The following is a 26,593-nucleotide window of genomic DNA, read 5'->3' on the forward strand; positions in this document are numbered from 1 at the left end:
CCGGCGGCGGCATACCCGTGCACCCCTGGGTCTTCGGCGGCGGCATACCCGTGCACCCCTGGGTCTTCGGCGGCGGTCCGGGCTTCCACGCGCACCGGGCCGAGATGGCCGCCCGCCCCGTCGAACCAGGCCCGCCGGCGCCGCCACCGCGCCTGGTTCGGCCGAAGGGCTTCCCGGACGGCTTCATGACCGTCGACGAGTTCCCGCGCCACGGGCGGCGGCGCGTGCCGGGACGCGGCACTGCGCCGTGGCTGCGGCCTCGTCGAGATCCGCGCCGCCCTCCACGGGGCGACGAATGCGGGCCGCGCTGCGGGCGGCGACCGGCAAGGCCGTCACTCCTGCGGCGTCTGCCGGATCTTGGCAAGCGTCAGGACACCGCCGCCGATGCCCCATCCGGCGTCGGCGACCTCTTCGACCAGTACGAGGGTGGTGGCCCGGGCGCGGTCGCCGAAGATCTCGGCGTACAGGTCGGTGGTGCGCGTGATGATCTGCTCCTTCCGCTCTGCGGTGAGGGCGCCGGCGGGGACCTTGAAGTTCGCGAACGGCATGGTGATCTCTCTTCGTGCGGGGGCGCCGGAGCTGCTCACAACGAGCAGGAGGTCGACCCCGATGGGGCAACCATCCGTCCCAGTCACCTGCTCCGGCCAGGGCTGAGCCCACCCGGGGGTCACCAGCCCCTGGCTCGGACCCCGTCGGAGAGGCGACGATGAGCGGGTGAATCTTCCCGAGCTTGCGGCGTTCCTCAGGTCCCGGCGTGATCGGATCCGGCCGGGCGACGTCGGTCTGCCCGCCGGGCCCCGGCGCCGGGTGCCCGGCCTGCGGCGCGAGGAGGTTGCGCAACTGGCGGGCCTGTCGGCCGACTATTACACCGAGCTGGAGCGCGGACGCGGCGCCCAGCCGTCGTCCCAGACGCTGGCCGCCCTCGCCCGGGCGCTGCGGCTGGGCGGCGACCAGCGCGACCACCTGTTCCATCTCGCCGACCGGCCGCTGCCCGCATCGGCGCACGGCGTGAGCGCGCGGCACGTCCAGCCCGCCCTGCTCGGGCTGCTGGACCGGCTGGCCACCACCCCGGCCCAGGTCATCACCGACCTGCACGAGACCCTCGTCCAGAACGAGTTGGCCGCGGCACTGCTCGGCCGGGCTCCGGAGCCGCGCGGCCCGGCCACCGGCTTCGCGTACCGCTGGTTCACGGATCCGGCCGCCCGCGCGGTCTACCCGCCCGAGGACCATCCGCACCACTCACGGGTCTTCGTCGCTGACCTGCAGGCAGTCGCCGCCCGCCGGGGCCGCGACACCGAGGTCGCCGGGATGACGGCCGCACTGCGGCGGAGCAGCGCGGAGTTCGCTGCCCTGTGGGACACCCATGACGTCGGCCTGCGCCGCACCGATCACAAGCGCATCGTGCACCCCGCGCTGGGCGTCATCGAGTTGGACTGCCACAGTCTGTTCAGCGAGGACGGCCGCCAGCGCCTCCTGTGGTTCACGGCACCGCCCGGTACCGAGGGCGCCGCTCAGCTTGAGCTGCTCGGCGTCATCGGCACGCAGGACATGGCGGCGACCGAGGGCGCCTTCCGCACCGAAGGCGGCGTCCACACGGGCTGAGAGTGGATGGCCAGGCCCGGAACCGCCCGTGCGGCGGGCTCCCGCCTCTCGTGGCCATCGTCAACGACGCTCAGCAAGCACTCGGGCGTGTCTGATAATTGATCTTGGGGTGGGACGAGGAGTTGACGGAGTCGGCGTGGGCGCGGACAGCTCCGCGTAGGCGCGGCGATTCTCGACTTGGGGCGAGATGCAACGGAGGCGCAGGCCGAGCGGCGAAGGCGGCTTGCGGCGTCAGCACCGCCCCTGGTCCCAGCTCTCACCGAGGTGGGAGTCCTGCCGGCACAGTCGGATCTTCGCGAAGCCGATGCCGTACGGGTCCGCCGACTGAGCGTACTGACGATCGAGGAACACTTCCGGTTGCGGCTGCCGCGGACGGACGTGCTGCACGGGCAGCTCCCGCTGTTCATCGTGCGCGAGGCGTAACCGCCGGACTCGGATCATCTCCGGAGCCACAACTGGATCGCAGCGACCGTGACGGTGTTGTGATGGACGTAGGCACTCCAGCCGGGCCCATTCCTCGTTCGACAGGTCGCCTCGTCCCACGCCGACCGAAACGATGAGGACGTAGAGACGGTACGCGACCCACCGGACACGGCCTGGTCCCTGGCACCTGGCCTTGGAGCCCCGGGCTACTTCGGCAGGGCCTGGCCCTGATCCGTCACACGTAGTGGTTGTTCGTGCACTCCAAGAGCGCGGCTTCGTCCACGTTGGTTGGGCCGCCGGTCTGTTGGGTGCAGAACTGATTCAGAAGGACCGCAGATCGTCCGGGGGCGCCCGGTGCTGCCGGCCCTTCCTGCCCCCGCGTACGGGGATCTTGCTGGTCATGAGCGGCAGCGTAGACCCAGTGGCGAGGGCCGGGCCGCTCACTCGCCGCGCCCGCAGCGTACGAGCGCCTTCTCGGCGGGAACCCAAGGGCGCCGACTGCGCGGAGACGGAGACCCGGGTGCTCACCTGGGCCGACGGCGACACCGGGTGAGACTCGCGCTCACCGTGCGTACTCATCCGGGCACGCTTCGAACTGCCGGTGAGGCTGTATGTCACCTAGGGGGTGTTATTGATATATCCGCGATGTTATATGGGCATATGCATCAGCTGATCGGACGTATGCGGTCCTGGCGTGGACTGCCCACCGTCGCGGGCCAGGTCTTCCTCCTGCAGGCCATTTTGATCCTGGCCCTTGCGGCAGCGGCGGTCGCCACCCTGATGCTCCAGTACCGGGCCGACGCCGAGCGCGAGGCCCGCGACCGGTCACTGGCCGTTGCCTCGGCAGTCGCCGCCTCCCCCACCGTGCGACAGGCGTTGTCCAGCCCGAATCCGACCGCCGTGCTTCAGCCGCAGGCCGAAGAAACCCGCCGACGCACCGCCGTGGACTTCGTGGTCGTGATGAGTCCCACGGGCATCCGCTACACCCATCCGAACCCCGCGCAGATCGGCCGGCACTACATCGGCAACATCGCGGCAGCGCGGCACGGCGGGATCGTCACCGAAACGACTGCCGGGACACTTGGCCCCTCGGTCCGCACCGTCGTTCCCGTCACCACAGGTGACGGGAGGGTCATCGGTCTCGTGTCTGCGGGCATCGCGGTCAAGCAGGTGAGCCTGGCAGCCGGGCGGCAGGTGCCACTCGTCCTGGGGGCAACCGGTGTGGTGCTCTCGGCGGCCACCGGGGGAACAGCGCTGATCAGCAGGCGCCTGCTCCGTCAGACACACGGCCTCGGCCCGACGCAGATGACCCGCATGTACGAGCACCACGATGCTGTTCTGCACTCGGTACGGGAAGGTGTTCTGATCGTCGATTCCCAGGGTCGTCTGTTGCTGGCCAATGACGAAGCACGGCGCCTGCTCGGGCTGAGGGCCGACGGGGACGGCCGGCCCGTCACGGATCTGGGGCTCGAACCGAAGGCCGAGCGGCTTATCCTGTCGGGCAGGGCGACCACGGACGAGGTCATCGAGGTGGGCGACCGGATCCTGGCCGTCAGCCAACGCCCCATGGCGCAGCAGCCCGGGCTGGGAGGCTGGGTCGCCACGCTGCGCGACACAACCGAACTCAGCGCACTGATGGGCCGGGTGGAAGTAGTCCAGGAACGTCTCAAACTGCTGTACGACGCTGGTATACGCATCGGCACCACCCTCGATGTGACCCACACGGCTCAGGAACTGGCGGCGTTCGCCGTGCCCAGGTTCGCCGACTACGTCACCGTCGACCTGGTCGATGCCGTGCTGCGCGGCGACGAACCGAACCCATTGCGTGCAGCGGAACTACGTCGTGTCGTAGTGGACGGCATACGCAAGGATGCGCCGCTCTACCCTCCCGGTGAGCTCATCCATTTCGACCCGACAACACCACAGGCATCCGGCTTCGGTTCCGGGCAGATCGTGCTGGAGGCCGACCTGGCAGCCTTCTCCGGCTGGCAGGCACAGGACCCCGACCTAGCTCGCAGACTGGTGGCATACGGGATCCACTCCATGATCACTGCTCCCCTGCGAGCCCGCGGAGTGATTCTCGGCATGGCGACGTTCTGGCGTTCGAAGGAGCCGACCCCGTTTACGCGGGAAGACCTCTCGCTCGCAGAGGAACTGGTCGCCCGCGCGGCGGTGAGTATCGAGAACGCCCGTCGCTTCACCCGCGAGCACACCATGGCGGTCACGCTGCAACGCAGCCTTCTGCCGCACGCGCTCCCCGAGCAGAGCGCGGTCGACGTGGCCCACCGCTATCTTCCGGCGGAGGCAGGACTCGGTGGTGTCGGCGGCGACTGGTTCGACGTCATACCCCTCCCCGGAGCCCGCGTCGCCATCGTGGTGGGCGACGTTGTGGGGCACGGACTGCACGCCGCCGCCACCATGGGACAGCTGCGCACCGCCGTCCACAACTTCTCCACGCTCGACCTGCCACCTGACGAACTGCTCTGTCACCTGGACGAACTTGTCAGCCGCATCGACCAGGACCGGGACGGCGACGGTGAAACACCGACACTCACGGGCGCCACCTGCCTGTACGCGATCTACGACCCGATCTCCCGTCTCTGCAGCATGGCCAGGGCGGGCCACCTGGAACCCATCATCGTGCGCCCGGACGGGCATGCGGACCTGCCCGGCGTACCGGCCGGCCCGCCGTTGGGGCTGGGAGGACTGCCCTACGAAAAGACAGAGATACTTCTGCCCGAGGGCACCGCCATCGTCCTCTACACCGACGGCCTGATCGAAGACCGGCAGCGCGACATCGATCAAGGCATCGAGCTCCTGCGTCGTGCTGTTGCGCACGCCGGGCAAACGCCGGACCAGGTGTGCCGGGCAGCGATGGATGCCATGGTCCGCGTAGCGCCACGCGACGACGTAGCCCTGATCGTCGCCAGCACTCGGCTGCTCGACGGCAGTCGCACCGCGTCCTGGGACGTACCGTCCGACCCCTCGGCCGTTGCCGGCGTGCGTGCTGCCGCCACCCGGCTCCTGGGCGACTGGGATATGGAAGAGGAAGCGTTCACTCTGGAGTTGATCCTCAGCGAGCTGGTCACCAATGCCATCCGGCACGCAACCGGCCCCATCAGTGTGCGCTTGATCCGCGACCGCAGCCTCATCTGCGAGGTCTCCGACGGCAGCAGCGTCTCTCCGCACCTGCGCCGAGCCACCACCATGGACGAAGGCGGCCGGGGCCTCTTCCTGGTAGCCCAGTTCGCCGACCGCTGGGGTACTCGCTACACATCCGGCGGAAAGGTCATCTGGACGGAACAGCAGTTCTCCGCAGTGGACCAGCCCACCGAACAAGCCCCGCCCAACGCCCTGCCGCCCGCCTGATCCGGCCCCGCCTCGCGGCTGCCCGCGACCTCCGCTGCGCCCCGACCGTGCAACCGGGGCCGCGAGCGCAACGCTGTAGGTTGTCGCGGCTCAATGCAGCCGGACTGATTGGTTGCACGCGTGACCGGCTACGACCTAGCCTCGGCTCACCGCGCGTGCTGTCCGAGGCTTGGTCCGCGAACTGGCTGACGCCTGCGGCTTGTCCACTCCGGCCGTGGCACGGCTCCTGGCCGCGCTGGTCAACAACGGCCTGGTGGCAGGAGCGACCGGGCGGCCGCCCCGGTTCACCGCGGTGGTACCCGATGTCGCGGTCACCGCCCTCATCCGCCGCGGCTGGCTGTGACCATGACCGCCGCAACCTAGTGCTGGGCGGTCTCGGCGGGAACTCACGTCGTTACGAACCGCTGACGAAGCCACCAGGTTCCGTTCTCACGAACCTTGTCCATGGGAACTCCTTGCCCACCAGCGTAAATGATGTCTGGACGAAATGAGGAAACAAGTTCCATTTCTCTCTGCCTCCTTTGGCTTATTTCAACTCCTTGGTTCAGTTGACTTGCATCAGGAAATCTCAATAGCGTGCACATGACCAAACTTGCGACAGGGGGAACTGACCCGTGCACAGAAAAGCGATCAGCCTGTTCTTCGGGGCCGCGACCATCGCGGGCACCGTCGCCATGGGTGGAGCGGCTGAGGCGGCGACGCCCAACTCGACAACAGCGGACGTGACGCACCACGTCGTCTGGCAGTCGGGCAAAGTAAGCCCCATGCATGTCCCGAATCACGGCTTCAACACGTACTCCTTCAACGGGGTGTCCTGGCGTGCAACGGTCACCGTCGATTACGGCCGCAGCGGGGCGTGGACTCACTGCAGTGACGGCACGGACATCCATGGACCGCTGCAGGGGCCCGGTTTCTGGGACTTCGGGGGCGGCTGCAGCGGTCACGGCACCATCACTCAGTACGGCTGGTATGACGGCTGATGATTTTTCCGGAGGCGCAGCGGAAGACTGACCGCACCGAATAGACGGCAATGGTGGTGTACCGGAATCTGATTCATTGTCCGGTACACCGTCACCCGTGCAGGGTCACGCCGAATTTCGCGTTTCCCTTTTCGGCCGTGCGCGTAGCGCTCCGCTGCGCTGTTCTCTGTGACGCGCGCTTGAGGACGTGGCGACGTGTAAGCGCTGGGTCCTGGTTTGCCGGGACCAGTACCGGACGTACGCCGATGTACTGGCCTCCGGCCGGCTGTATCCCAGATCCGTACATGGTGCGGGTTGCCTTTCCGGCGGTCCAGTGCCGGCGGCGGAGAGGGGCCGCCCGCTCACACATTCTGTGCACGCGTGTGCGGAGCGCCGGCGGCAATGGCCGAAGACCACGAACACGTCCGAGGGGACTGCACCTGTTCCGCACTCGTGGCCCGCACTGGCCACGGTCATCGAAGGGTGCGCCGGCTAGCGGACGACGTGGACGGTCACTGGCGTGGAGGTGCGGTCCGTCTTCGCGTGCTGGTGGTGCTTGTCGGTCGAGTACAGCACTGAACGGAACTGCAGCTCGCCCGTGCGCGTGGCCTTGACGTTCGCGCGCGCATCGCCGTTGAAGCTCCGCGTGACGGCCTGCCAGCGGCCCCAGTGTCCGGGTTTGCCGGACCGCTCCTGTACGACGAGCAGGGTGTACTGCTCGGCGTCGTCGTCGCCCTGGCCGTGTACCTTCACGACGTGGCCGGCATGCACGGTGTGGGGGGTGGCCTGAATCGAGATGTCGCTCTTCGCGAACGCCGGGGATGCCGCCAGCGCTGCTGAGGTCACACCCAGCGCGCCGGCTACCGCGAGCCGCTTCATACCAGGCTTCATGCTCAGGTCTCCTTGGATTTCTTCGTTCCCTTTGCGTCAACTAGAGTTCACAGCTGCCCAATTGGCGCGCTTTCACCGAAGAAGAGCAGTCGGCGCGCCAAGAAGTTGGCCCCCGATCGTCACTACCTCGTAACTGGTGTCGGATCACCACCTCGCTGCCTCACCGTGCACATACCGAGATGGGCTGTTTGACAGTCGACCCAGTCGACCCAGTCGACCCAGTCGTCCCAGGTCAGAGGCACCGCCTCCGACTGTCTTCGTTGTCAAAGGACACTGGCGGCCGTTGAGCTGCACCCCGGTGACGTGGGCTGTCTCACCTGCCCTTGTCCCGCGCTTGCGAGTCGGGGAAAGTCCGGTGAGACGGAGGCAAGATCCTGCGGGACGGGACGCTGGCCGACCGTTCCCCATCGCCGACGACCTCGGTGGCGTCACAGGCAGGCGTGACTCGGTGACGGCTGCTGAACGCGAACGCTTCCTCCACGCCCGCGTTCGACAACGTGGTGAGCAGGACCGGCTGTCCGACCGCTTCCGGATGCCGAACGGTGTTTCGCCGGTGAACCACGTCGATCCGTACTCCGGGCACCGAAACCGCGGCCACGGGTGCCGCCGGCCCTCGGTCAGGGCCCGCATCGCCTCGCCACCGGCATCGAGCTGCGCACGCCGGGCCCGCACCAGCCTCCAGGCCCTCCTACGGCAGGTCGCTCCGCAGCAGCGACGCGACCGCCGACTGCCCTCGGGCAACGCGATCCCGCACCGGCTGCACCGCCGCACTCAAGGACTCCATCGGTCTCGCCGTGGAAACGGGTGCGAGCATTCCGCCCGCCGAGACGTTCGGGCCGGGGCGGAGCATTCCCGGCTACACCGTCGACACCCCCGGCAAACCGAACATCAGCAGCAGGTCGATCAGCGTGTCGGGGCCCACCGAACTGAGCGACATCCTGGAACCGAACATGGGCGTGTGCCGCGTTGTGATCTGCCGCGAGCATGTGAACCCCAGGAGATGAGCGATGGCGTACTGCAACGACCTCAGCCCGTACGAGTACTCGGACGACGCGGACGAGACGGGTGAGGGCGCGGGCTCCGGCGCGTCCCTGCTGAACGTTGGGTGGCTCGCCGAGGGGCACGAGTTCCCGCGGGGCGACGTCCCCGAGGGATTCGTGGCAGCCCTCCTGGAGCTGGCCGAGGACACGGTGAACGTCTACCGGGGCATGCACTTCTGCGACTTCTGCCCGACCTTCCAGGAAGCGCGGAAGAACGTCAGGTTCCGGGATGTGTTCATCGGCAGCGGAGAGGTCCGTGTGCGGGGCGGCGAAGGCCGTGTCTACGCCGCCCCGGCGCTGGTCGTGCATTACGTGGCGGACCACGGATACCAGCCGCCGCGGGAATTCGACGACGCGGTACCGGCGTCGGGGGTGGGAAAGTGACGGGCGCACGCGTGGAACGCCGTTCCGCGGGTGCCGAGACCCTGGTGGACGTGCTGCCGCGCTGGGCGTGGATCTCCGCACGTCCGCCTGTGCCTCCAACTGCCCCTGAACAGCATCCTGTCGACCGTCCCGGCCCAGCAGTCGAGGGAAGCCGACGCGTGCCGTGTGCCACACGTCGGTGGCCGTCGCCGCGACGAGGGCCGCACCGCCGGCGGCCGCGAGTTCAGCCAGCGCATCGGTCGTCATGCCGTTCCTCTCTCCGGAGTACGGTCGCCCACTCGCGTGGTCCCGGCTCCGGCGATTCCCCACCTACCCCACAGAGTTCCATCCTCACGTTCATTCGTAACCTTACGTAGGGAATTGACTGCAAAGAGTGGCCACGGCGGCGGGCCGTCGGATCGGCCGAGTCCCGTACCCGGCCAACTACCGGCTCACGCCGGAGTTCCGTCGATCGCCTGTGGCTACAGCGGAGGCACCATGCTTGACGGAACGGAACCGCCCGACCCTCTTGTGACGGACCCGTCCGGGACCCTACGGCCACCCGCCGTCACGCTGCCTCAAAACTCGAAGGCCCCGATGACACCGCGCTGGAACGGCTGCACGCATATCTCGTGAGGTCAGCGCGATCTGTGCATGATGACCCCGACCGGCTCGGCTGCATGGTGACCGGCTTCGTCGTCGAGGGAGCAGACCACGATCCGCAGGCCGTTGTACGCGTCAGGCAGGCCCTCGGGAGAATCGAGGGCTCGCTGACCGAGTGCGTTCAGGCCGCGCAGCGGCATGGCGACCTCGACCCCGAGGCGGACACCCCCGGGATCAGCCAACTGCTCATGGCGATCAACCGGGGCATGGAAGTACTGGCCAGGGCCGGGCTCGACGCGGTCGCGCTGGAGCGCGTTGCCGATCAAGCATTCGAAGGACTCCCGCTCACGGCACGGGCCCGGTCCCAGCAGGCGCCCCGCCCGGTCGCCTCAGACGCTTCCTGAACGTTGCGCGCTCAAGGGTCCGCACTCCAGCAACACGGTCAGCGTTCTGCGGCGAATGACTCGATGTAGGCCAGGGCCCCGTACAGCGCGTCACGCAGGGGTGTGGACTCGCCGGCCGCCTGGTCCAGCAGTGCTCCGCCCTGGAACGCGGCGGCGAGCAGGTGGGCGAGCGCGGCCGGGTCGGCCTCCGGCCGAAGTTCGCCGCGCTCGCGCATCTTGCTCAGGCCGCGCTTGAACAGCTCCTGCCACCGCTCGAAGCCGTCGGCCACCGCGTCCCGGTGGGAGGGCTCGGTCTTGACGACCTCTGCGGCCAGGGAGCCGAACGTGCACCCGCCGCGCAGCATGTCCTGCGAGGCGATGTAGGAGTCGGCCCACCGGCGCAGGGCGGCGAAGCTGTCGAGCTCGCCCAGCTCGGGCGCCTGGTGGCGGGCGACGATGCTGTCGGCCTGCCAGGCGAGCACCGCGCGCACCAGGGACTCCTTGGTGGGGAAGTGGCGCGTCAGCTGTGAGCCGCTGACTCCGGCGGCCTCCCGGATCTGCTCGTTGTTGGTGTTCTGCGCGCCGTGTTCGTAGATCAGCTCGGCGGCCGCCCTGACGATGCGCTCGCGTGTGGCCAGGCCCTTGGCGGTCAGCTTCCGCCCCGGCGCTTCGCTGGTGGTGGTCATGGCGGCCATCGTACCGCAAAAAAGGGCTTGACAACCCATTCTGTGAAGTGTCTCCTGGGGGCAGGCCGAAAAAGGGCTGTCAGGCCCATTTCTCTGGGGAGGCGGACGGGATGTCCACACAGGCTGCACCGCAGGCGGTCGCGACGACACCGCACACCGGCCCGGCCCCGGCCGTCACCGAGGCGGGTCATCCGCGCCGCTGGAGCATCATGGCGGTGCTGGGAGCCGTCGCCTTCATGGCACAGCTCGACTTCTTCGTCGTCAACGTCGCCCTTGATGGCATCGGCCGGTCGTTCCCGGGCACGGGCGTCGCGAGCGTGTCGTGGGTTCTGTCGGCCTACTCCATCGTCTTCGCCGCCATGCTCGTGCCCGCGGGCCGGATCGCGGATCACCGGGGGCGCAAGAAGATGCTGCTGTCCGGAGTGGCACTCTTCACCCTCACTTCCGCCGTCGCGGCCGCCGCACCCAGCCTCGGCGTGCTGGTCGGCGCCCGGGCTCTCCAGGCCGTCGGCGCGGCGATGATCGTGCCGACCTCGCTCGGCCTGCTCTACCCGAGCTTCCCCAAGCGCCGGCACACCCTGGTGGTCGGCCTGTGGGCGGGCGTGGGCGCGATCGCGGCCTCGGCGGGCCCGCCCGTCGGCGGTCTGCTCGTCACCCTCGACTGGCGGTGGATCTTCCTGATCAACGTTCCCGTCGGCATCGCCACCCTCGTCGCCGGCGCGCTGCTGCTGCCCGAGGTGCGTCAGCCCAAGGGTGCCGCCGTGCCGGACGCGGCTTCCGCCCTCGCACTGTTGCTCGCCGTGAGCCTGCTGGTGCTCGCCACCGTCCAGGCTCCAGGGTGGGGCTGGACGGACATCCGCACCGTCGCCCTGTTCGCCGCAGCCGCCCTGGCCGCTGCCGCGACCGTCGAGCGCACCCTGCGCGCCAAGGCGCCGGTGATCGAGAAGCAGCTGTTCGCCGGCAGGCCGTTCACCGCCGCCACCGTGGCCCTGTTCCTGTTCGCCGCCGGCTTCGCCATCGTCCTGCTCAGCACCGCCCTGTTCATGCAGGAGGTCTGGCACTTCAGCCCGCTGCGCGCCGGCGTCTCCATCGCCCCGGCCCCCCTGACCTCGATCGCCTTCGCCATGAACGCCGGCCCCATCCAGCACCGCTTCGGACGCACCGCCCCCGCCGTGACCGGCACGCTGGCCATGGCACTCGCCGCCGGCTACTGGATCGCGACCGTGCACACCACCCCCGACTACTGGGGCGGCATGTTCCCGGGCCTGATCCTGATCGGCCTGGCCGGCGGTCTGACCCAGGCGCCGCTGTTCGCCGCCGCCGGCACCCTCGCACCCGAACGCGCCACCACCGGCAGCGCCGTACTCAACATGAGCCGGCAGATCGGCAGCGCCGTGGGCGTGGCCCTGCTCGTCGCCCTCACCCCCCAGGCCACGACCACCGGGTTCGACCATGCCTGGTCCGTCCAGGCCGGCGCCGGAATCGCCGCGGCCACCGCGTTGCTCGCCCTCCGGCCCCGCCACACACCCTGACCGCGGGGCCGCGGCCACTCGGCTCGGGCCCGCGACCACAGCCTCCTGCGACGGGCATCGCATCGCCTCACTCATCTTCTGCGACCCCCGCTCGAAGGACTGACGCCGGAGTTCCCGCCAGCGCCCTCTCAAGAAACGGAGATCACCATCATGGAACGCAACCTCCTCGTGATCGGGGCCACCGGCAAGACCGGCGGCCACACCACCGAACTCCTGCTCCAGCGCGGACAACGCGTCCGCGCACTCGTCCGCGGCCTCGACGGGCGCGCCGAGCGGCTCGCCGCCCTCGGAGCGGACGTCGTGGAAGGCGACGTCCTCGACCTGGACTCCCTGGCCCGGGCGACCAAGGGGATCGACGCCCTGTACTTCACCTATCCGATCCGCCCCGGCCTGATGGACGCCACCGTGAACGTGGCCCAGGCAGCGGAGGAGAACGGGGTCCAGGCGATCGTGAACATGTCGCAGGTCTCCGCCCGCCGCAACACCGCCAGCAACGCGGCACGCCAGCACTGGGCCGCCGAACGCGTCCTGGACCACTCCCCGGTCCCCGTCACCCACATCCGCCCGACCTTCTTCGCCCAGTGGCTGATCGACACCTGGGCCGATGGAACCGGCGAACTGCGCCTGCCGTTCGCCGACGGCCGTCACGCCCCCATCGCGGAAAGCGACCAGGCGAAGGTGATCGCGGCCATCCTGGAAGACCCCGCCCCGCACGCCGGCCAGATCTACCCGCTGTACGGAGCCGAGGAGCTCAACCACTACGAGATCGCCGAGAAGATGTCGCGGGCGCTGGACCGTGAAGTCACCTACGTGCCCATCGAACTCGACGAATTCGCCGCCATCCTGCACGGGCGCGGCGCGCCGGACCACCTGATCCAGCACCTGCTCGCCGTGGCCGTCGACTACCGCAACGGCGTCTTCGCCGGCACCAACGACCTGGTGAAGACGATCGGCGGCAGCGACCCCCTCGACGTCGAGGGCCTCATCGCCCAAAACCGCGCGGCCTTCGACCTGCCCACTGCCTGAACACTGGAGAAGACAATGAGTGTTTGGTTCATCACTGGATCGTCCCGGGGCTTCGGCCTGGAGATCACCCGTGCCGCCCTCGCCGCCGGCCACCAGGTGGTCGCGACCGCGCGGAAGGCCGAAACCGTCCGCGAGCAGTTTCCCGACGCAGGCGACGCGCTGCTCACCGTGGCGCTGGACGTGACCGACCCGCAGAGCATCCGGGCGGCCGTCGACGCAGCGGTCGAGCGGTTCGGCCGGATCGACGTCCTGGTCAACAATGCCGGCACCGGCCTGCTCGCCGCCGTCGAAGAGTCCGACGACGCCGCAGTACGCGCGGTGTTCGAGACCAACGTGTTCGGCCCGCTCGCCGTCCAACGCGCCGTACTGCCGGTACTACGGCGCCAGCACTCTGGCCACGTGATCAACATCAGCTCCATCGTGGGCTTCGCGACCGCGCCGGGCTGGGGCATCTACGCCTCCACGAAGTTCGCCGTCGAAGGCTTCACCGAGACCCTGTACACCGAACTGGCCCCCCTCGGCATCCATGTGACGCTCGTGGAACCGGGCTTCTTCCGCACCGACTTCCTCGACCCCGCCAGCCTGCACACCGGCCCCGACACGATCGACGACTACGCGCCCACCGTCGGCGCGATGCGTGCAGCCGCCGCGAGCCTGAACCACGCCCAGCCCGGCGACCCGGTCAAGGCCGCGCACGCCATAGTCGAGATGGCCGCCGCCCCCGAGCCGCCCCTGCGCCTCCCGCTCGGAGCCGACACCCTTTGCGGTGTACGACCTCGTCGTCGGCCGTGTCGCAGCCGAGGATCACCGGCTGCTCTTCCTCGCGGATGCCGACTCGCAGGGTCCACAGATCGTGGTGGTTGGGAGGGGCGGTCCTGACGGTGACGGTGGTCCACCCGGCGGGCACGGCCGGCTCCGGGCGCTTCCCCAACTCCAGTCCGCCGGGCAGCTGATCACGGTCGAGACGGGCGGCGGTGTATCGCCGCACCGGTTTCATCACCGCCGGCTCCCCTGAGAACGCTCTGAAACCGCGCTGAATGGGGGGTCGGCCACGCTCTGCGGCATGACGACGACGGCCCCGCCAGGGGTAGCGGCCAGGGAGGGGATCACCATGAACGGCCTGCGACTGATCCGCCGGCACGCGGCGGCCTTCGGGCGGTTCGCCGGGCTGGGCAGTGGGGTCACCCTGGCTGCCTCGGCGGCACTGGTCCTGCTTTCGCAGTGGATCCCGTGGATGGCGGCGAACGCGCTGACCACCGTCGCCTCCACCGTGGTCGCCACCGAGCTGCACGCCCGCGTCTCGTTCGGCCACGGACGGCCCGGTCTGGCCGGCCACCTGAAGAGCGCGGCCACCGTTGCCCTCGGCTGGCTGGTCACATCCGCCGCGGTCGGCTCGCTGGCCGTGCTCCGTCCCGGTGCCGGACTCGTCCTGCAGCAGACGGTGTACCTGTCGGCCACCGCGCTCGTCGGGATCGGCCGCTATCTCGTGCTGCGTCTGGCTGTGTTCGCGGAGCACGCCCCGAGGCCCCGGACCGGCGGCGTCCGGTTGCGGGCCGCGTACGACGCGGCGGCGTGAGGGCCGGCGGGGAAAGGACTGAGGCCCGGGGTCGGGGCGGGCGACGCGTCCCTCGGGGGTCGGCAGTAGCGGATGGACGTGCGGCTGGCCGTCGGCCCTCGTGGGTCGACGGCGCGGCCGGACACGTCGGCCCGTTCCGCAAGGCGGCGGCTGTCGGGGGGATCAGGCCGAGGGTGCCGGCGAAGACCGTGAGCGGGGGAGTGGCTACGAGCACTGCTGGCCCGTGTCGATCGGATTGGCTGGACCAGATCATCTGAGACGGGACACCTGTTGCCTCTCGCGGCCTCTCCCCGTGTCCTGTCTCCAAGGATCCGGTCCCCGTCTCAGATGATCTGGTCCTTTTCGCGTGTGCTCTCAAGGGATCTGGTTCGCCGGCGTGTTCGAAGCGGGCCGGCGCTCGTCGAGTGATGCCTTCCACGCACAGACCATGATGCTCCGTGACGTGATCCACCCTCTTGACGCGGGGCCCATGGCCGCGGGGATGAGCTCGCGGCGATTGTGCTGCCCAGGGGCGTACCGCCTGATCACTTCCTGTGGTGATTGTCTTGCGTGGCTGGACCGTCGTTCGCCTGGTCGGGACGGGCCGCCCACTGGAGGAGGAAACGCAGTGCTTCCTGGGAGGGAGAGTCGGGTGGGGCGGTGTACGCGACCAGTTGCTGGTCAGGTTGCGTGTCGACGCAGAACTGCTGAACGTCCAGGGTGATGCTGCCCGCGACGGAGTGGAGATAGGTCTTGGCGAGCTGGCGCGGCCCGCGGACCCGGTGCCCGGCCCGCCAGGTGCGGAAGTCCGGATCGCGCAGGCTCAGCTCGCCGATCAGCGTGGCGAGGGCCTGGTCTTTGGGGTGGAGGCCGGCTTCCATGCGCGGAACAGCCACGCACTCGCGCGCGGCTCGCGGCCGGTCCGCGTACAGCGCCCCGCAGCTCGTTGCCGCCGGAAGCGTTGCCTTGGAGTTCCATGACTCAAGTGTCCGCAGGCGGACAGCCGCGTGCCTGGTACTGGCGTGCATAGACAGCACCTTCCCCGGTACCCCCATGGCTCCGACACCACCGTGGATGTGTGGCCGTAGGCAGGAGGCCACCGGAGCCCGCCCACTGCGAGCCCGTTCTTCTGCGACTGGAGCATCCCTGTGAGGACCGACGTCACCGTTCCCAGTGCCGGCCTGAAGCTCGCCGGCCACCTGTACACGCCGGACGACGGGGCCGTCGGCCCACGCCCGGCGATCGTCGTCAGCCACCCCGGCAGCGGTGTGAAGGAGCAGGCCGCCGGCCTGTACGCGCTGCGCCTGGCCGAGCAGGGCTTCGTCGCTCTCGCGTTCGATGCCGCCTACCAGGGCGAGAGCGAGGGCGAGCCGCGCGGCCTGGAGGATCCAGCCCACCGGGTCGAGGACATCAAGGCCGCAGTCTCGTTCCTCACTGCTCGTGACGATGTCGACGCTGACCGCATCGGGGCGCTGGGCATCTGCGCCTCCGCCGGCTACGTCCTCAGCGCGACGGTGTCCGACCACCGGATCAAGGTCGTCGGCACCGTCAGCGCCGTGGACATCGCCCGCCAGTTCCGTGACGGTGCCGACGGCGCCCAGGACCCGGCCGTCTTCCAGGGCATGCTCGCCGCGGCCGAGGCCGCGGCGAGGGAGTCCAGACCTTCCCGCTCTTCCCCGACACGGCTGAGCAGGCCCGCGCGCTGGGGTGCCGGTATGCCGTGGAGGGCTGCGAGTACTACTGCTCGGACCGCGCTCAGCACCCACGCTCGGCGAAGTCCTTCACCTGGTCCGGCGTCGACCGCATGGCCTTCTTCGACGCCTTCCGCTTCGTCCACCTGATCGCGCCGCGCCCGCTCCTCATGATCGTCGGACGCGAGGCGGTGACCTCCTGGATGAGCGTGGAAGCATTCCAGAACGCCCGCGCCCCGAAGGGGCTCCACTGGCTCGACGGCGCCAGCCATGTCGACCTCTACGACAAGGAGCCGTACGTCGGGTCCGCGGTCGAGAAGCTGACCGACTTCTTCCGGGGCTGGGGCCGGATCGTTCGTGACGGGACACCCCGTCCCGTCACGCTGACGCAGCCCGCGGCATCACCTCCAGCCGATAGGCCTGCGCAGTTGCTCACCCGTCGGCTAGAGGACTTTGCGTTGCAGGGCCTGCGACTTCGCGACCTTGCTCCTACGGTATTGCCGGTCCAAACTCCTTTCGGGCACCGTCGAAACGATGGTCAGAGCGACGGCGCGCAGCCGATAGTTATGTCCTTTCCGTCGACCGGTTCAGACATAGGGGGAATGACATGCGCAAAGTCTTGCGCGGCGTCGCCGCGTCGGCGACCGCGGCGACCGCCGTCGTGGCGATGTGCGGCGCGGCGCAGGCGAAGCCCGCTGAAGGCGACTGGAATGGTTGCCCGTACGGGGCCGTCTGCATCTGGGGCCAGGACCGCAACCCGTACCTCGACCCCCAGCCGACCAACGTGTACTGGAGCTACGGCGCCCACAACCTGAGCAACCAGTACGGCGACCACTACGTCTTCAACAACCAGTACGGCGGCGCCAGCATGAGCCTGTGCACCGGCTACAACGGCGTCGGCTGCCACGTGGCGCTCGAGGTGCAGGAAATCGGGAGCTTCAACCTGACGCCCTACAACTCGGTCACCCTCAACCGGTAGCCCATCCACTGCCCGGGGGCCGCAGTCGAAACCGCGAACGGCGGTGCCGAATGCTCGCGTCGTAGCCATCGGCCACCCCTGGACCGTGTACGGACCAGTCTTCCCCCTGCCGCCGTGGCCAGGTTGTGTCCCCCTGAACGTCATCAGTGCTCATGATCACCCGGCCAGCTCACGAGCCTCGGCCCGGGTGACCGTCCTGAGCCCTTCGCTGATCACGAACTCGGCACCGGTATGCAGCCGGGGTCGGGCGAGTTCGGGGACGAGAAAGCCGATGTTTGCCAGGTCCCTGCCGTCAGACAGGGCGGCGATGCGTTGGACCAGGACGCTGAGCAATTCGAGCTCGACGGAATCTCGGCTGGTCACAGCCGGGGAGGGAAACGCGGCAGTGGCTGCATGGACCGGGGCGGTGGGCGGACCAGAGCGGCGGCCGCCCTCGGCCTCGGAGAGAGAGCCTACGGACCGCCGCCGTCGCCATGGGTTCCGTCAGTTCGATCACCAAGCCAGGACAACTCGACGAGACTCCCCTCTCCGTGGCCCGAGCGCCGGGCGAAGACCTGGGGAATTACGCCGACAACACCCTTGGGGAACAACGCCGTCGTCCACAGCTGGGCGGCAGAACACTCAGCGCCAGCCGAGCTCCGGTGCTACGTGGGTGAGGATGCTCTCCAGTACATGGGCGTTGTAGTCGACACCGAGCTGGTTCGGGATGGTCAGCAACAGGGTGTCCGCGGCTTGGATGGCCTCGTCTTCCTGGAGTTGCTTCACCAGTACGTCCGGCTCGGCGGCGTACGAGCGTCCGAAGATCGCCCTGGTCGTGTCGTCGATCATGCCGAGCTGGTCCCGCGAGTTGCGGTCATGGCCGAAGTAGGCCCGATCCAGGTCGTTGGTCAGGGCAAAGACGCTGCGGCTGACCGACACACGCGGTTCTCGCGTGTGGCCTGCCTCCTTGTACGCCTCGCGGTACGCCTCGATCTGCTTGCGCTGCTGGACGTGCAAGGGCTCGCCCGTCTCGTCGTCCTTCAGCGTGGAACTCTGCAGGTTCGTCCCCAGCTTCGCGGCCCAGACGGCGGTCGCGTTCGAGCCGGAGCCCCACCAGATCCGCTCGCGCAGCCCCTCGGAGTGCGGCTCGATGCGCAGCAGCCCCGGCGGGTTGGGGAACATCGGCCGGGGGGTCGGCTCCGCGAAGCCCTCGCCCTCGAGCACCTTGAGGAAAGCCTCGGTGTGTCGGCGGGCCATGTCCGTGCCGGTCTCGCCCTCCGCGGGGGTGTAACCGAAGTAACGCCAGCCGTCGATCACCTGTTCCGGTGATCCGCGGCTGATGCCGAGTTGCAGCCGGCCGCCGGAGATGAGGTCGGCAGCGCCGGCGTCCTCGGCCATGTACAGCGGGTTCTCATAGCGCATGTCGATCACGCCGGTGCCGATCTCGATCTTCGAGGTCCGTGCGCCGATGGCCGAGAGCAGCGGGAACGGGCTGGCCGCCTGCCGGGCGAAGTGGTGTACCCGAAAGTACGCACCGTCCACGCCGAGCTCCTCGGCAGCGACCGCCAGGTCGATGGACTGGTGCAGGAAGTCGGCCGCGGACCGGGTCTTGGAGTGCGGACTCGGCGACCAGTGGCCGAACGAGAGGAAACCTATCTTCTTCACTTGAGGTCAAAGCGTCCGGCGGCCGCGTTTGATTCCCCGCATTGGCACGGTGCGACCAGGACGAACGGCCGGTGACCTCCAACAGATCTGCGGCTACGGGCAGGCTCGCAACGCCTAAAACGAGTGATTGCTTTTGTGGCGGTCGAGGTGAGTGGAGATACGACCGGGGTGTTGGCGCTCTTCGAAGGGGGCTCCGGCCGCAATTGGTGATGCCGGCCTTCAGCGGCCGGCTTGCGGTGCAGGCCAAGGTTGCCCTTCGGGTGAAGCGTCGGTCGGGCGCCCCGCGCGTACGAAGTCCCCGTACTCATCCTGAGCGACGCTTTCGTTCACCCACCGTCCTCGCACTGCCCCTGTGGCGCTCTCGGCACAGGTGAGCGCGTCAAGGGCATCGTCGGCGGAGGCAATCGGGCGACCGCACTCCTCTTCCTCGTCGTCGGGATCCAGGGGTGGAAACTCGACCAGGTCGAAAGGGCTCAATACCAACACCACCGGCCCTTCGGCTGGGCGTCGCCCTTCCCGTTCACCTGGATGCGGACCGGATGGAGGCGGAGCTCCTGGCGGCGCTTGGCCACGCCGCCGCAAAGGTGAAGGGCGCCCCGGAGGTTCCCGGGGCGCCCTTCGTGGTGGTCGTCAGAGAAGGCTGCTCAGTGTACGTCCACGTAGTCGTGGTAGCTCTCGGCGTCCACGTAGGAGCCGGACGCGAGGTAGACCCCGACCCAGGTGCCGTCCTGCTTCGCGGTGAAGCGGGTGGTGAAGTGGCCGTGCGAGTCGGTCTTGACGGAGCCCAAGTTCGTCCAGGACTTCTTGCCTTTGGCCTGGAAGAGGATGTAGATGCGCTGCTTGCCGAATGCCACCCACTTCGTGCCGCTCAACCGTGCCTTTGGAGGGGTAACGGTCCCTCAAGGGAAATGGCGTGGGCGATTGTCATACCGGTGATCTAGGGTCGCGTTGTTCTCTGGGGAGGGGATGACGCATGGTGCGTGGGGGACGGTGGGCTGTGCTCTGCGCGGCCGCGGTGCTGATGCTGGCGGGGTGCGGGCAGCGGGCGGCGCAGGCCAAGCCCGGGTTCGGGAGCACGGAGAAACTGCCGGAGAAGCTCGGAAAGGACGGCACCACCATCGTGGTGGGCGATCCGGACGCGAAGATGACCGTGCACCTGTATGAGGATCCGCGCTGTCCGTACTGCGAGAAGTTCGAGACCACCGGCGGTTCCTCGCAGTTGCGGGAAGCGATGCTCGACCGCCGGACGAGAACCGAGTACACCCTGGCCTCCTTCCTGGACGACCGGGCCGGCGGCAGCGGGTCGAAGAAGGCGGTCAACGCACTGCGCGCCGCGCTGGAGCAGGGCAAGTTCGTGGAGTACCACGAGGTGCTCTACGCCCACCAGCCCGAGGAGAGCACCGACGGCTACACCGACGCCTATCTGCTGGAACTGGCCGGCAAGGTGGAGGGCCTGCGCACCCCGGAGTTCAACGCGGCCGTGAAGAACACGAAGTACCGCTCCTTCGTCACCGCCTCCCAGAAAGCGTACGAGCGGGCCGGGGGAGCGAAGGACCCCGAAGGACCGGGAACGCCCACCGCTGTGATCAACGGCAAGCAGATCCCTACGGAGTACAACGGCCTGCTCTACGACAGCGATGCCTTCGCCGAACTGCTGCAGATGATCTACGCCAGGCCCTGGGAGTGGGAAGAGACCTCCTTGTGAACCATCGCGTCGCCACCGGGGTGTGGTGTGGCCGCGCGACCGGCTTGCTGATCCCGTGCTCCAGCCACATCCGCGAAGGAGACGGGCGGATGACTCACTGAACCGACCGGGCAGTACTCCAGCCCCCGGCCGCACCACGCTGACCGCCGGTCGGCGGCCTGCGTAAACCCCCTTCGAACATAAGGATGTTGATGAGACGTAATCCCCTCACCGGTTTAGCCGCAGTGTTCCTTTCGGCTGCGGGTCTGGCCGCCTCGCTGCTGGGCGTCGGCCCGGCCGGTGCTGTTTCTGGCCAGCCGGTGATCACTCTTGACGCACCGACTCCGGCGGCCTTGCCGGCTGCTCCTGCCACGGACGGCGTGTACTTCGACTTCCACACCAAGAGCAAGAACTTGACGGCACACGATGTCACTCTGACCGTGGACGCCCGGGGTCTGTCGAAGGTCGCCAAGGTGGCGTTCTCGAGCAACTGCACCGCCCATGGCCTGATCGCCACGTGCTCGGAGTCGTTCGAGTCGGGCTCCGACCCGAAGATCGGCCTCGGCTCCATGACCCGGCTGACCCTGACCGCGCTCAGGGGCAGCCGACTGGGCGCCACGGGAACGTACAAGATCACCGGCCGGTCCGCGCACGCGCAGATCGTGGGCGGCACGGGATCGGTCACCGTGGGAGGGCCGTCCTTCGGCCTCGACCACCTCGCCGACCACACCAACCTGAAGGTCGGCAGCAACGTTGCCGAACCGGTCCGGTTCACCAACGTGGGCAACCGTCCGGCCCGCGGTGTGCAGACCGTCCTGGCCGCCTCGCCCGGCCTGGACTTCGCCGACCACTACTCCAACTGCAAATACGGGTTCAACGGCGCGATCCACTTCGCGGAGTGCTACCCCAAGGGTGTCATCAACATCGGCGAGACGGCCGCCCTGGCCGCCCCCGTGCGCCTGCACGTGGGCTCCACCGCCCTGTCCACCTACCTCGACGCACTCACCGCGCCTCTCGGGCAGCCGGGCTGGCCGGACGGCCAGGGCATCAAGTGGACGTGGGGCAAGGGGTCCGCGCTCAAACTGAAGGTGGTCAAGGCGGGCCGGCGGTCCTCGGCCCCGGCGGGCTCCGTCTCCCTGCCGCAGACGGGTAGCGTCACCGACTACTGGATCGCCACCCTGAGGGCCCGCAACACGGCCGACTTCGCAGTGTCCGGCGCGAGTGCTCAAGCCGGAGCGGGCAAGGCCGCGACCCTCGCCTTCCACCTGACCGCCAACGGTCCGGCGACCCTGTACGACCGCAGCGGCGGTGAGGGAGTGCCCACCGCCTGGGTGACGCTCCCGCCCGGCACCACCGCCGTCGGTCACTCGGCCAACTGCGCGCCGTGGCAGGAGAACAACCCGGCTGCCGAGGCGAAGGGACCGTACGTCTGCAGCCTGCCGGGCATCATCGTGCCCAAGGGACAGGTCACCAACTTCTCCTTGACCCTCCAGGTCGACGACGTGGTCACACATGCCAAGGGCGGCGTCCAACTGGTCTGGGGCCCGGACCCGGCCGACTCCCATCGGCCCGCTTTCGATCCGAACAGCCGCAACGACTCCGCCGTCCTCACCGTGAACTGAGCCACGGCTCACGGGCGGTGCCGGGCCCCTTCACCCCGTCATGGCCGAACGACCTCTTTGCGAGCCGTACGTCCTGCGCCTTTCGCTTCAGCCGGTCAGGCGCACGTGAAGAGCACGGGAAGCTGCCCGACCGTCCCCAGAGCCGCGGCATCCACCTGAGGCTGCCGAACCGAGCACCCGGGGCGGGTCGGGGGCAGCAACAACTCGGTCGGCGCCGGGAGTCCATCGCCCCGGTCCGTGACGTCAAGACGCCCCCCAGAACCACATGTTCTGGGGGGCGTGCTTGGTTGCTCTATTTCTTGGCGAGGCGGTGCTGGTTGGCGCACCGCAGGTCCTGCCGGTACTTCACCGAACCTTGCCGGTACCAGAACCGGCATTGCGACGTGTCGTCCGTCACCGGCCCGGTCACCTTGAGCCGGGCCATGTGATACCACTCGGCTGGTTTGTGGGCTTTCACGGTGAAGGTGGTCGACCGTTCCGGCGGTCCGGTGACGTAGTACGCGCACTCGATTCCGGGTCGGCGTAGAAGACAGGGGGTGGGTGACTCGCCCAGTATTGAACGTGTTCAGATTTGATGAGAGCATCGTGCTCAACTGCTCCAGGGGGCGACGATGAAGCACAAGCCGGCGCGTGAGTGGGCGACGACCATAGGAGCGTCCGCTGAACTCCTCTCGGCATCCCTGCTGTGGGCGACAGGGGTTGCTGTCGGCCCTTGGCTGCCAATCGCGATGGGCGTCCTGGATCTGACGGGCATTGCCCTCGTCCTGAGCATGCTGATCTGCGGCTTTGTGCCTTCCTTGGTGTTGGGTGGGCTTCTCGGGCGTGCCCGTGCCTGGCGTCTGCTGGCAGCGTGCGGCGCTGTGGGTCCGTGCCTTTGGATTGCCGACTTCACGATCATGAGCGATCCCGACGTCCATACGGATGGCGCGGTGGTAGTCGCTGCCGTGGGATTTGTGATCTTGGTGCTCATCATCGCCCCTCTCATGGCGGGCGCATTTGCAGGTCGGATCTGCAGTCGTCCCAGCGCAACTCAATGAGTCGTGGACTGCTGGGACATCGGGGAGCAGGAAGCCGGACTGGACCGGCTCGGTGCCGACCTTCTGGAGCATCAGGTGCCGATCGGCGAGGTGGTCCACCGCGACCGCGGCGTCGAAGATTCGGTCAGCGATCGCCTCGGCGTTCAGTCCGTCGTGGAGGGCTTGGGTGGCCAGTGTTCCGGCCCGCTCCAGGCCGGCGTCCAGCGTCAGGCCCGGCCCTTCGACCACACCGTCGGTGACCATGACCAGTGCGGTGCCCTCCTCCAGGGTGAAGGTCTCCTCGAGGTAGTCGGTGCCTGACAGGACTCCCGGCACCGGACCGCCCAGCTCGCGGATGTCGCTGCTGCCGTCCTCGCGTACACAGAGCAACGGCACATGGCCCGTGCTGGGCGGGCGAGGAACTCGACGATGTGGCGGGGGACGTCGAGCGTGGCAGCATAGGTGACCAACGTGAGCCTCTGGTTCGGCAGACGACCTTGCAGTGAGAAGCGTCCTGCCAGGGCTTCACGGCCACCCGCGGCCGGGGGCTCCAGTGCGACCTGGCCATGCCCCCGGATCGAACACCCGGGCAGATGCGCTCCCAAGCGGACGACCGGAGCGGGAGTAGCGCCGTGGGTGCTACGAGCAGAAGGCACGTTCTCGCCCTGGCCGCCAGTTGCTCTGTCGGGCTGGGGCCGCCGACAGCCATTGCGTGAACAGTTCCTGACCAGACATGATGCCCCGCATTGTTCGTGCGGCAGGGGTGGAACAGCTGTGAACCAGGAAGCCCGCAATGGCGGAGCGGAATCGTCGGGAATGGTCGTCCGAGTCCGCTATCGGGCTTCGTGGCAGCAGTCCCTGCCACTCGGTCTGATCCTCGGCGCTGCCGTTCTGATGCAGTTGTCGAACCCCTTGCTGTGGGCGCACCAGCGGCCCGGGCTGCCCGGCCTGCCGTTCGAGTCGCGGGTCCTGCCCATGGTGCTGCCGTTCTTCGTCACGCTCGAACTGTGGGTGCTGAGTCGCTACGTCGGGGTAACCCTGACCCCTGAGGCGGTCGTCGTCCATAACCTGCGCCGCCGGACCATCCCGTGGACCAACGTCGCCGAGGTCGCGGTCGAGCCGTTCACCGGCGGACGGCGGGTGGTCCTCTACGAGACGGACGGACGCCGCACCCCGCTACGAATGCCCAGCTCCGGTTTCCTGTCCCGCGACCGCCGGTTCGACGACAAGGTCGCGACCATCCGAAGCTGGTGGCTTGCCAACGGCGGCGCGGCCCAAGTCGAAGACACAGCTGGTGAACTCGGCGCCTGGGGGCGTACCTACGGCCGGCTGCCCGAGCGACTGGGCATGCGACCTGCGCCAAGCCGGTCGGTGCCCACGGCCTTGCTGCTCGGCTGGCTTGCGGCTGATGCGGTGATGGCGGGGTTCGCCGAGGGGCCCGGCGCTGATCACCCGACGCTCCTTGGCCGCATGGTCGGCGCACTCGTCGCGATCTCGCTGCTGCTGGGCGCCGGCTTCCTGAGCTTCGGCAGAGGCGTCATCCTCACTGCCGACCACCTGGTCATACGAGGGCTGCGGCCCCGAACCGTTCCCTGGGACGAGATTCAAGGGATCGCCGTCGAGCGCCACCGCGGCGGGCGCAGGCCAGTCATCCTTGAAGCGAGCAGTCGCCGAACGCCATTGCCAGTACCGCGTGTCGGACGCGTGCTCTGGGACTCGGAGTTCGAAGCCAAGATCCAAACGCTGCGTCACTGGTGGCACACCCACGCGGAGATCGGCACGACCCCGGCCGAAGCGGCGCTCCAACCCTCGGACCAGCCCCCGCTCCTTCCCTACCGCGGACCGCGTCTGTGGCAGAAGGGAGTGCTGGCCCTGGCCTGCATCGTCCTCGGCTACGAGATCCTCCTGTCAGTTCTGGTCGGAACTCTGTTCCTCACCGCCGGTCAGTGAGAAACCCTCAGTGCCGCGGAGAAGGTTGAATCGAAGCTCGCGAGAAATCATGTCCATCTTCATCTCGCGGGGTTGGTCACCGGAATCGCCAATGCGATGAAGAACGGACTGGGCTAGGAACGCCATGAAGAACGCAGAAGAGAAAGAAGAAGAGTCGGGCGAAAGCCGCGCAAGAGCCGGCGCGAGGTGCCGCTGGCCTTCGTGGCCTTCATGCTCCTGGGCAACGCGGTCCTGAAGTTCATGTTCGCACTGTTCTCCCTCAGCTCCGGGTTCTCCGCCGGGAAGCTGGCGGACGCCCTGACCGACCCGGCCGTGGGCGTGCTGATCTCCTGCGTGCTGCTCTGGATCTTCGCCCGCCTCAGATCGAGGAGGAAGTCGGGACACCTCGGCGCCCAACTGTCCCCGTTCGACCACGACGAGGGCCTGCGGCACCAGGCATTCCTTACCGGTACCCCTTAACCATCGCCTCGACCACCCAACAGTCGATGATCGACGCAACCGTCAGCCGGGAGTGTCTTGTTCTTGGTTCCTACAAGATTTTCGTAGCCGGTGATCGCCATGAGGTCAGCTGAGCAGGATGCGCTGGCGCAGGAGGGGGTGTCCGGCGCGGCCGTAGGTCTGCCGCTTGATCAGCTTGATCTTGTTGTTGACGCCCTCGGTACGGCCGTTGTGCCAGGGCAGAGTCAGGGCGGCGTCGACGGCCGCGCGGTCGCGCTCGAGGCCGGTGGCATAGGAATGCATGAAGGGCAGGTCCGCTGCCCGGACCTGGGCGATCCAGCCGGTCAGCGCCACGGCGTTGGCCTCGTCTGGAGTTAGCAGAGTGGCGAAGTCGCGCACCGAGGCGGCCAGGGCGGTCATCTCCGAACAGGCTCCGGTGAGCTGGTCACGCAGCAGCAGCTTGTCTTCACGCAGGTGGGCGGGGTCGGTGAGCAGGAGCCGGGCGACCCGGCGCAGCAGTTCGGCGGCCTTACGCAGCCGCTTGTTGTAGCCGGATTGCTGCGGCAGGTACGGGAAGAGATGCCGCAGGTGGACCCGGGCATGCCGGATCCACCTGGCCTCGGAGGTGAAACCGAGCATGGCCTGCATCATCGCCAGGGTGACCAGTTCGGCGTCGGTGAGCTGTGGCGTGATCCCCACGGCCGGCCGCTCTGGAGCCAGGTCCGGACGCGCTTTCAGTAGGTCGTCGGTCGTCGCATAGAGTGCCGTCGCGAGGGTGTCCAGGTTGTTCGTCACAAAACGATCTTGGACGCCCTCGTTCTCATCTCCGCAGGCACCCCTTGGAATTGATCATCGTACGTCCAGCAGTCCGGACGTCATCACAGCCCAGAAGGGATGTGGACAGATGTAACCGGACGTCAAGCTCAGGATAGCCAGCCGGTGTAAGTCCGGTCCGGGGAGACGCCAGGGTCCCCGGTAGCTGACTCCCGGCGTCGTTCGAGAGGGCGGCGTCGAAGTGGAGTGACAAGCGCCCCGCGGGGGCGTGCAACCGACCAGTCCGCAACATGAAGTGAAGCCTGCAGCGTCGTCAATTCCACCCCGCCTCGTGGGGCGGGTCAAGGAGGAGCCGAGCCTGTG

The 26,593-nt window shown here is 68.4% G+C and carries 29 protein-coding genes and 2 pseudogenes; 20 read left to right on the forward strand and 11 right to left on the reverse strand.

All coding sequences use genetic code 11. The features are described from left to right. Both ABZ656_RS08325 and ABZ656_RS08330 read right to left on the reverse strand, forming a co-directional pair. Positions 1-212 (reverse strand): hypothetical protein (locus ABZ656_RS08325; RefSeq protein ID WP_360265747.1); only part of this gene is annotated, 212 nt, incomplete at its 3' end. 120 nt (positions 213-332) lie between these two features. Then, a complete protein-coding gene (locus ABZ656_RS08330; RefSeq protein ID WP_360265789.1) occupies positions 333-548 on the reverse strand; it encodes a 4-oxalocrotonate tautomerase family protein in 216 nt (71 codons plus the stop codon). A gap of 166 nt (positions 549-714) precedes the next feature. Here ABZ656_RS08330 and ABZ656_RS08335 point away from each other — a divergent pair, with 166 nt between their 5' ends. From ABZ656_RS08335 to ABZ656_RS08360, 6 genes are all read left to right on the forward strand, one after another. Then, complete coding sequence (locus ABZ656_RS08335) at positions 715-1,602, forward strand: helix-turn-helix transcriptional regulator (RefSeq protein ID WP_360265750.1); 888 nt, start codon at positions 715-717, stop codon at positions 1,600-1,602. Positions 1,603-1,866: 264 nt separating this feature from the next. Further along, positions 1,867-2,025 carry a hypothetical protein gene (locus ABZ656_RS08340; RefSeq protein ID WP_180362699.1) on the forward strand — a complete coding sequence of 53 codons (159 nt, stop codon included), beginning with the start codon at positions 1,867-1,869 and terminating at the stop codon, positions 2,023-2,025. 400 nt (positions 2,026-2,425) lie between these two features. Then, on the forward strand, positions 2,426-2,578 hold the full coding sequence (locus ABZ656_RS08345) for a hypothetical protein (protein WP_180362698.1): 153 nt from the start codon (positions 2,426-2,428) through the stop codon (positions 2,576-2,578). Between the two features lie 107 nt (positions 2,579-2,685). Continuing rightward, the gene (locus tag ABZ656_RS08350) at positions 2,686-5,394 is read left to right on the forward strand and encodes a SpoIIE family protein phosphatase/ATP-binding protein (RefSeq protein ID WP_101407396.1); all 2,709 of its coding nucleotides are present in this window, start codon (positions 2,686-2,688) and stop codon (positions 5,392-5,394) included. Positions 5,395-5,563: 169 nt separating this feature from the next. After that, the gene (locus ABZ656_RS08355; protein WP_101407395.1) at positions 5,564-5,737 is read left to right on the forward strand and encodes a winged helix-turn-helix domain-containing protein; all 174 of its coding nucleotides are present in this window, start codon (positions 5,564-5,566) and stop codon (positions 5,735-5,737) included. Between the two features lie 271 nt (positions 5,738-6,008). Then, on the forward strand, positions 6,009-6,374 hold the full coding sequence (locus tag ABZ656_RS08360; RefSeq protein WP_101407394.1) for a hypothetical protein: 366 nt from the start codon (positions 6,009-6,011) through the stop codon (positions 6,372-6,374). 471 nt (positions 6,375-6,845) lie between these two features. Here ABZ656_RS08360 and ABZ656_RS08365 read toward each other — a convergent pair whose 3' ends face one another. Beyond that, positions 6,846-7,244 carry a hypothetical protein gene (locus ABZ656_RS08365; protein WP_360265755.1) on the reverse strand — a complete coding sequence of 133 codons (399 nt, stop codon included), beginning with the start codon at positions 7,242-7,244 and terminating at the stop codon, positions 6,846-6,848. A gap of 566 nt (positions 7,245-7,810) precedes the next feature. On the opposite strand from ABZ656_RS08365, the gene ABZ656_RS08370 reads away from it, so the two are divergent. The 3 genes from ABZ656_RS08370 to ABZ656_RS08380 all read left to right on the forward strand — a co-directional run bounded on the left by ABZ656_RS08370 (position 7,811) and on the right by ABZ656_RS08380 (position 9,654). Next, positions 7,811-8,248 (forward strand): putative adhesin, encoded by a 438-nt coding sequence (locus ABZ656_RS08370; RefSeq protein ID WP_360265792.1) that lies wholly within the window; start codon positions 7,811-7,813, stop codon positions 8,246-8,248. Positions 8,249-8,251: 3 nt separating this feature from the next. After that, entirely contained in the window at positions 8,252-8,668 is a 417-nt protein-coding gene (locus ABZ656_RS08375; RefSeq protein ID WP_360265758.1) for a hypothetical protein, read from the forward strand. 596 nt (positions 8,669-9,264) lie between these two features. Then, a complete protein-coding gene (locus tag ABZ656_RS08380) occupies positions 9,265-9,654 on the forward strand; it encodes a hypothetical protein (protein WP_360265795.1) in 390 nt (129 codons plus the stop codon). A 38-nt stretch (positions 9,655-9,692) separates the two neighbouring features. Here the strand turns inward: ABZ656_RS08380 and ABZ656_RS08385 are convergent, their stop codons facing one another. Continuing rightward, entirely contained in the window at positions 9,693-10,319 is a 627-nt protein-coding gene (locus ABZ656_RS08385; protein WP_101408422.1) for a TetR/AcrR family transcriptional regulator, read from the reverse strand. Between the two features lie 110 nt (positions 10,320-10,429). Between ABZ656_RS08385 and ABZ656_RS08390 the strand changes: the two genes are divergently transcribed. The 3 genes from ABZ656_RS08390 to ABZ656_RS08400 all read left to right on the forward strand — a co-directional run bounded on the left by ABZ656_RS08390 (position 10,430) and on the right by ABZ656_RS08400 (position 13,756). Then, entirely contained in the window at positions 10,430-11,851 is a 1,422-nt protein-coding gene (locus ABZ656_RS08390; protein ID WP_360265761.1) for an MFS transporter, read from the forward strand. Positions 11,852-12,001: 150 nt separating this feature from the next. Further along, positions 12,002-12,877, forward strand: a complete 876-nt coding sequence (locus ABZ656_RS08395; protein WP_360265764.1) for an NmrA family NAD(P)-binding protein — start codon at positions 12,002-12,004, stop codon at positions 12,875-12,877. Positions 12,878-12,892: 15 nt separating this feature from the next. Then, entirely contained in the window at positions 12,893-13,756 is an 864-nt protein-coding gene (locus tag ABZ656_RS08400; protein ID WP_360265767.1) for an oxidoreductase, read from the forward strand. On the opposite strand, the pseudogene ABZ656_RS08405 reads toward ABZ656_RS08400, so the two are convergent. Then, positions 13,662-13,874: pseudogene (locus ABZ656_RS08405) on the reverse strand (hypothetical protein); the annotation flags it as partial. The gene ABZ656_RS08400 and the pseudogene ABZ656_RS08405 sit on opposite strands and share 95 nt — an antisense overlap. A gap of 114 nt (positions 13,875-13,988) precedes the next feature. Here ABZ656_RS08405 and ABZ656_RS08410 point away from each other — a divergent pair. After that, positions 13,989-14,453, forward strand: coding sequence for a hypothetical protein (locus tag ABZ656_RS08410; protein ID WP_360265770.1), 465 nt, complete (start codon positions 13,989-13,991; stop codon positions 14,451-14,453). 524 nt (positions 14,454-14,977) lie between these two features. Here the strand turns inward: ABZ656_RS08410 and ABZ656_RS08415 are convergent. After that, on the reverse strand, positions 14,978-15,487 hold the full coding sequence (locus tag ABZ656_RS08415) for a hypothetical protein (protein WP_218978394.1): 510 nt from the start codon (positions 15,485-15,487) through the stop codon (positions 14,978-14,980). A 93-nt stretch (positions 15,488-15,580) separates the two neighbouring features. Between ABZ656_RS08415 and ABZ656_RS08420 the strand changes: the two genes are divergently transcribed. Together ABZ656_RS08420 and ABZ656_RS08425 are read left to right on the forward strand one after the other, a co-directional pair. After that, on the forward strand, positions 15,581-16,273 hold the full coding sequence (locus tag ABZ656_RS08420; RefSeq protein ID WP_360265773.1) for a CocE/NonD family hydrolase: 693 nt from the start codon (positions 15,581-15,583) through the stop codon (positions 16,271-16,273). A gap of 457 nt (positions 16,274-16,730) precedes the next feature. Beyond that, positions 16,731-17,102: a hypothetical protein gene (locus tag ABZ656_RS08425; RefSeq protein ID WP_101407387.1), complete on the forward strand. Its 372-nt coding sequence runs from the start codon at positions 16,731-16,733 to the stop codon at positions 17,100-17,102. 156 nt (positions 17,103-17,258) lie between these two features. Here ABZ656_RS08425 and ABZ656_RS08430 read toward each other — a convergent pair whose 3' ends face one another. The 3 genes from ABZ656_RS08430 to ABZ656_RS08440 form a co-directional block, all read right to left on the reverse strand. After that, a complete protein-coding gene (locus ABZ656_RS08430; RefSeq protein WP_180362696.1) occupies positions 17,259-17,465 on the reverse strand; it encodes a hypothetical protein in 207 nt (68 codons plus the stop codon). A gap of 258 nt (positions 17,466-17,723) precedes the next feature. After that, on the reverse strand, positions 17,724-18,746 hold the full coding sequence (locus ABZ656_RS08435) for an LLM class flavin-dependent oxidoreductase (protein WP_101407386.1): 1,023 nt from the start codon (positions 18,744-18,746) through the stop codon (positions 17,724-17,726). 644 nt (positions 18,747-19,390) lie between these two features. Beyond that, positions 19,391-19,618 carry a hypothetical protein gene (locus tag ABZ656_RS08440; RefSeq protein WP_360265777.1) on the reverse strand — a complete coding sequence of 76 codons (228 nt, stop codon included), beginning with the start codon at positions 19,616-19,618 and terminating at the stop codon, positions 19,391-19,393. Positions 19,619-19,719: 101 nt separating this feature from the next. Here ABZ656_RS08440 and ABZ656_RS08445 point away from each other — a divergent pair, with 101 nt between their 5' ends. The 3 genes from ABZ656_RS08445 (at position 19,720) to ABZ656_RS08455 (ending at position 23,089) form a co-directional block, all read left to right on the forward strand. Next, positions 19,720-20,451: a thioredoxin domain-containing protein gene (locus tag ABZ656_RS08445; protein WP_360265780.1), complete on the forward strand. Its 732-nt coding sequence runs from the start codon at positions 19,720-19,722 to the stop codon at positions 20,449-20,451. Positions 20,452-20,642: 191 nt separating this feature from the next. Next, positions 20,643-22,052: a hypothetical protein gene (locus tag ABZ656_RS08450; RefSeq protein ID WP_360265783.1), complete on the forward strand. Its 1,410-nt coding sequence runs from the start codon at positions 20,643-20,645 to the stop codon at positions 22,050-22,052. A 611-nt stretch (positions 22,053-22,663) separates the two neighbouring features. Next, the gene (locus ABZ656_RS08455) at positions 22,664-23,089 is read left to right on the forward strand and encodes a hypothetical protein (RefSeq protein WP_360265801.1); all 426 of its coding nucleotides are present in this window, start codon (positions 22,664-22,666) and stop codon (positions 23,087-23,089) included. Positions 23,090-23,242: 153 nt separating this feature from the next. On the opposite strand, the pseudogene ABZ656_RS08460 reads toward ABZ656_RS08455, so the two are convergent. Continuing rightward, positions 23,243-23,464, reverse strand: a pseudogene (locus ABZ656_RS08460) (SpoIIE family protein phosphatase); the annotation flags it as partial. Between the two features lie 579 nt (positions 23,465-24,043). Here ABZ656_RS08460 and ABZ656_RS08465 point away from each other — a divergent pair. Both ABZ656_RS08465 and ABZ656_RS08470 read left to right on the forward strand, forming a co-directional pair. After that, positions 24,044-25,018, forward strand: a complete 975-nt coding sequence (locus tag ABZ656_RS08465; protein ID WP_360265785.1) for a hypothetical protein — start codon at positions 24,044-24,046, stop codon at positions 25,016-25,018. 201 nt (positions 25,019-25,219) lie between these two features. Beyond that, positions 25,220-25,477, forward strand: coding sequence for a hypothetical protein (locus ABZ656_RS08470; protein ID WP_360265787.1), 258 nt, complete (start codon positions 25,220-25,222; stop codon positions 25,475-25,477). Between the two features lie 105 nt (positions 25,478-25,582). On the opposite strand, the gene ABZ656_RS08475 is transcribed toward ABZ656_RS08470, so the two are convergent. Next, positions 25,583-26,107 carry a transposase gene (locus tag ABZ656_RS08475; RefSeq protein ID WP_360265798.1) on the reverse strand — a complete coding sequence of 175 codons (525 nt, stop codon included), beginning with the start codon at positions 26,105-26,107 and terminating at the stop codon, positions 25,583-25,585. Between the last annotated feature and the right edge of the window lie 486 nt (positions 26,108-26,593).

It is taken from the genome of Streptomyces sp. NPDC007095, assembly GCF_040634475.1.
Lineage (GTDB): Bacteria > Actinomycetota > Actinomycetes > Streptomycetales > Streptomycetaceae > Streptomyces.

What these genes read in the sequence shown, in the direction of transcription:
- ABZ656_RS08415 (WP_218978394.1), bottom strand. Translation starts at nt 15,487, where the DNA reads ATGGGGGTACCGGGGAAGGTGCTGTCTATGCACGCCAGTACCAGGCAC.
- ABZ656_RS08385 (WP_101408422.1), bottom strand. Translation starts at nt 10,319, where the DNA reads ATGACCACCACCAGCGAAGCGCCGGGGCGGAAGCTGACCGCCAAGGGC.
- ABZ656_RS08375 (WP_360265758.1), top strand. Translation starts at nt 8,252, where the DNA reads ATGGCGTACTGCAACGACCTCAGCCCGTACGAGTACTCGGACGACGCG.
- ABZ656_RS08345 (WP_180362698.1), top strand. Translation starts at nt 2,426, where the DNA reads ATGAGCGGCAGCGTAGACCCAGTGGCGAGGGCCGGGCCGCTCACTCGC.
- ABZ656_RS08400 (WP_360265767.1), top strand. Translation starts at nt 12,893, where the DNA reads ATGAGTGTTTGGTTCATCACTGGATCGTCCCGGGGCTTCGGCCTGGAG.
- ABZ656_RS08390 (WP_360265761.1), top strand. Translation starts at nt 10,430, where the DNA reads ATGTCCACACAGGCTGCACCGCAGGCGGTCGCGACGACACCGCACACC.
- ABZ656_RS08365 (WP_360265755.1), bottom strand. Translation starts at nt 7,244, where the DNA reads ATGAAGCCTGGTATGAAGCGGCTCGCGGTAGCCGGCGCGCTGGGTGTG.
- ABZ656_RS08445 (WP_360265780.1), top strand. Translation starts at nt 19,720, where the DNA reads ATGGTGCGTGGGGGACGGTGGGCTGTGCTCTGCGCGGCCGCGGTGCTG.
- ABZ656_RS08425 (WP_101407387.1), top strand. Translation starts at nt 16,731, where the DNA reads ATGCGCAAAGTCTTGCGCGGCGTCGCCGCGTCGGCGACCGCGGCGACC.
- ABZ656_RS08455 (WP_360265801.1), top strand. Translation starts at nt 22,664, where the DNA reads ATGAAGCACAAGCCGGCGCGTGAGTGGGCGACGACCATAGGAGCGTCC.
- ABZ656_RS08450 (WP_360265783.1), top strand. Translation starts at nt 20,643, where the DNA reads ATGAGACGTAATCCCCTCACCGGTTTAGCCGCAGTGTTCCTTTCGGCT.
- ABZ656_RS08465 (WP_360265785.1), top strand. Translation starts at nt 24,044, where the DNA reads ATGGTGCTGCCGTTCTTCGTCACGCTCGAACTGTGGGTGCTGAGTCGC.
- ABZ656_RS08410 (WP_360265770.1), top strand. Translation starts at nt 13,989, where the DNA reads ATGAACGGCCTGCGACTGATCCGCCGGCACGCGGCGGCCTTCGGGCGG.
- ABZ656_RS08475 (WP_360265798.1), bottom strand. Translation starts at nt 26,107, where the DNA reads ATGATGCAGGCCATGCTCGGTTTCACCTCCGAGGCCAGGTGGATCCGG.
- ABZ656_RS08330 (WP_360265789.1), bottom strand. Translation starts at nt 548, where the DNA reads ATGCCGTTCGCGAACTTCAAGGTCCCCGCCGGCGCCCTCACCGCAGAG.
- ABZ656_RS08395 (WP_360265764.1), top strand. Translation starts at nt 12,002, where the DNA reads ATGGAACGCAACCTCCTCGTGATCGGGGCCACCGGCAAGACCGGCGGC.
- ABZ656_RS08350 (WP_101407396.1), top strand. Translation starts at nt 2,686, where the DNA reads ATGCATCAGCTGATCGGACGTATGCGGTCCTGGCGTGGACTGCCCACC.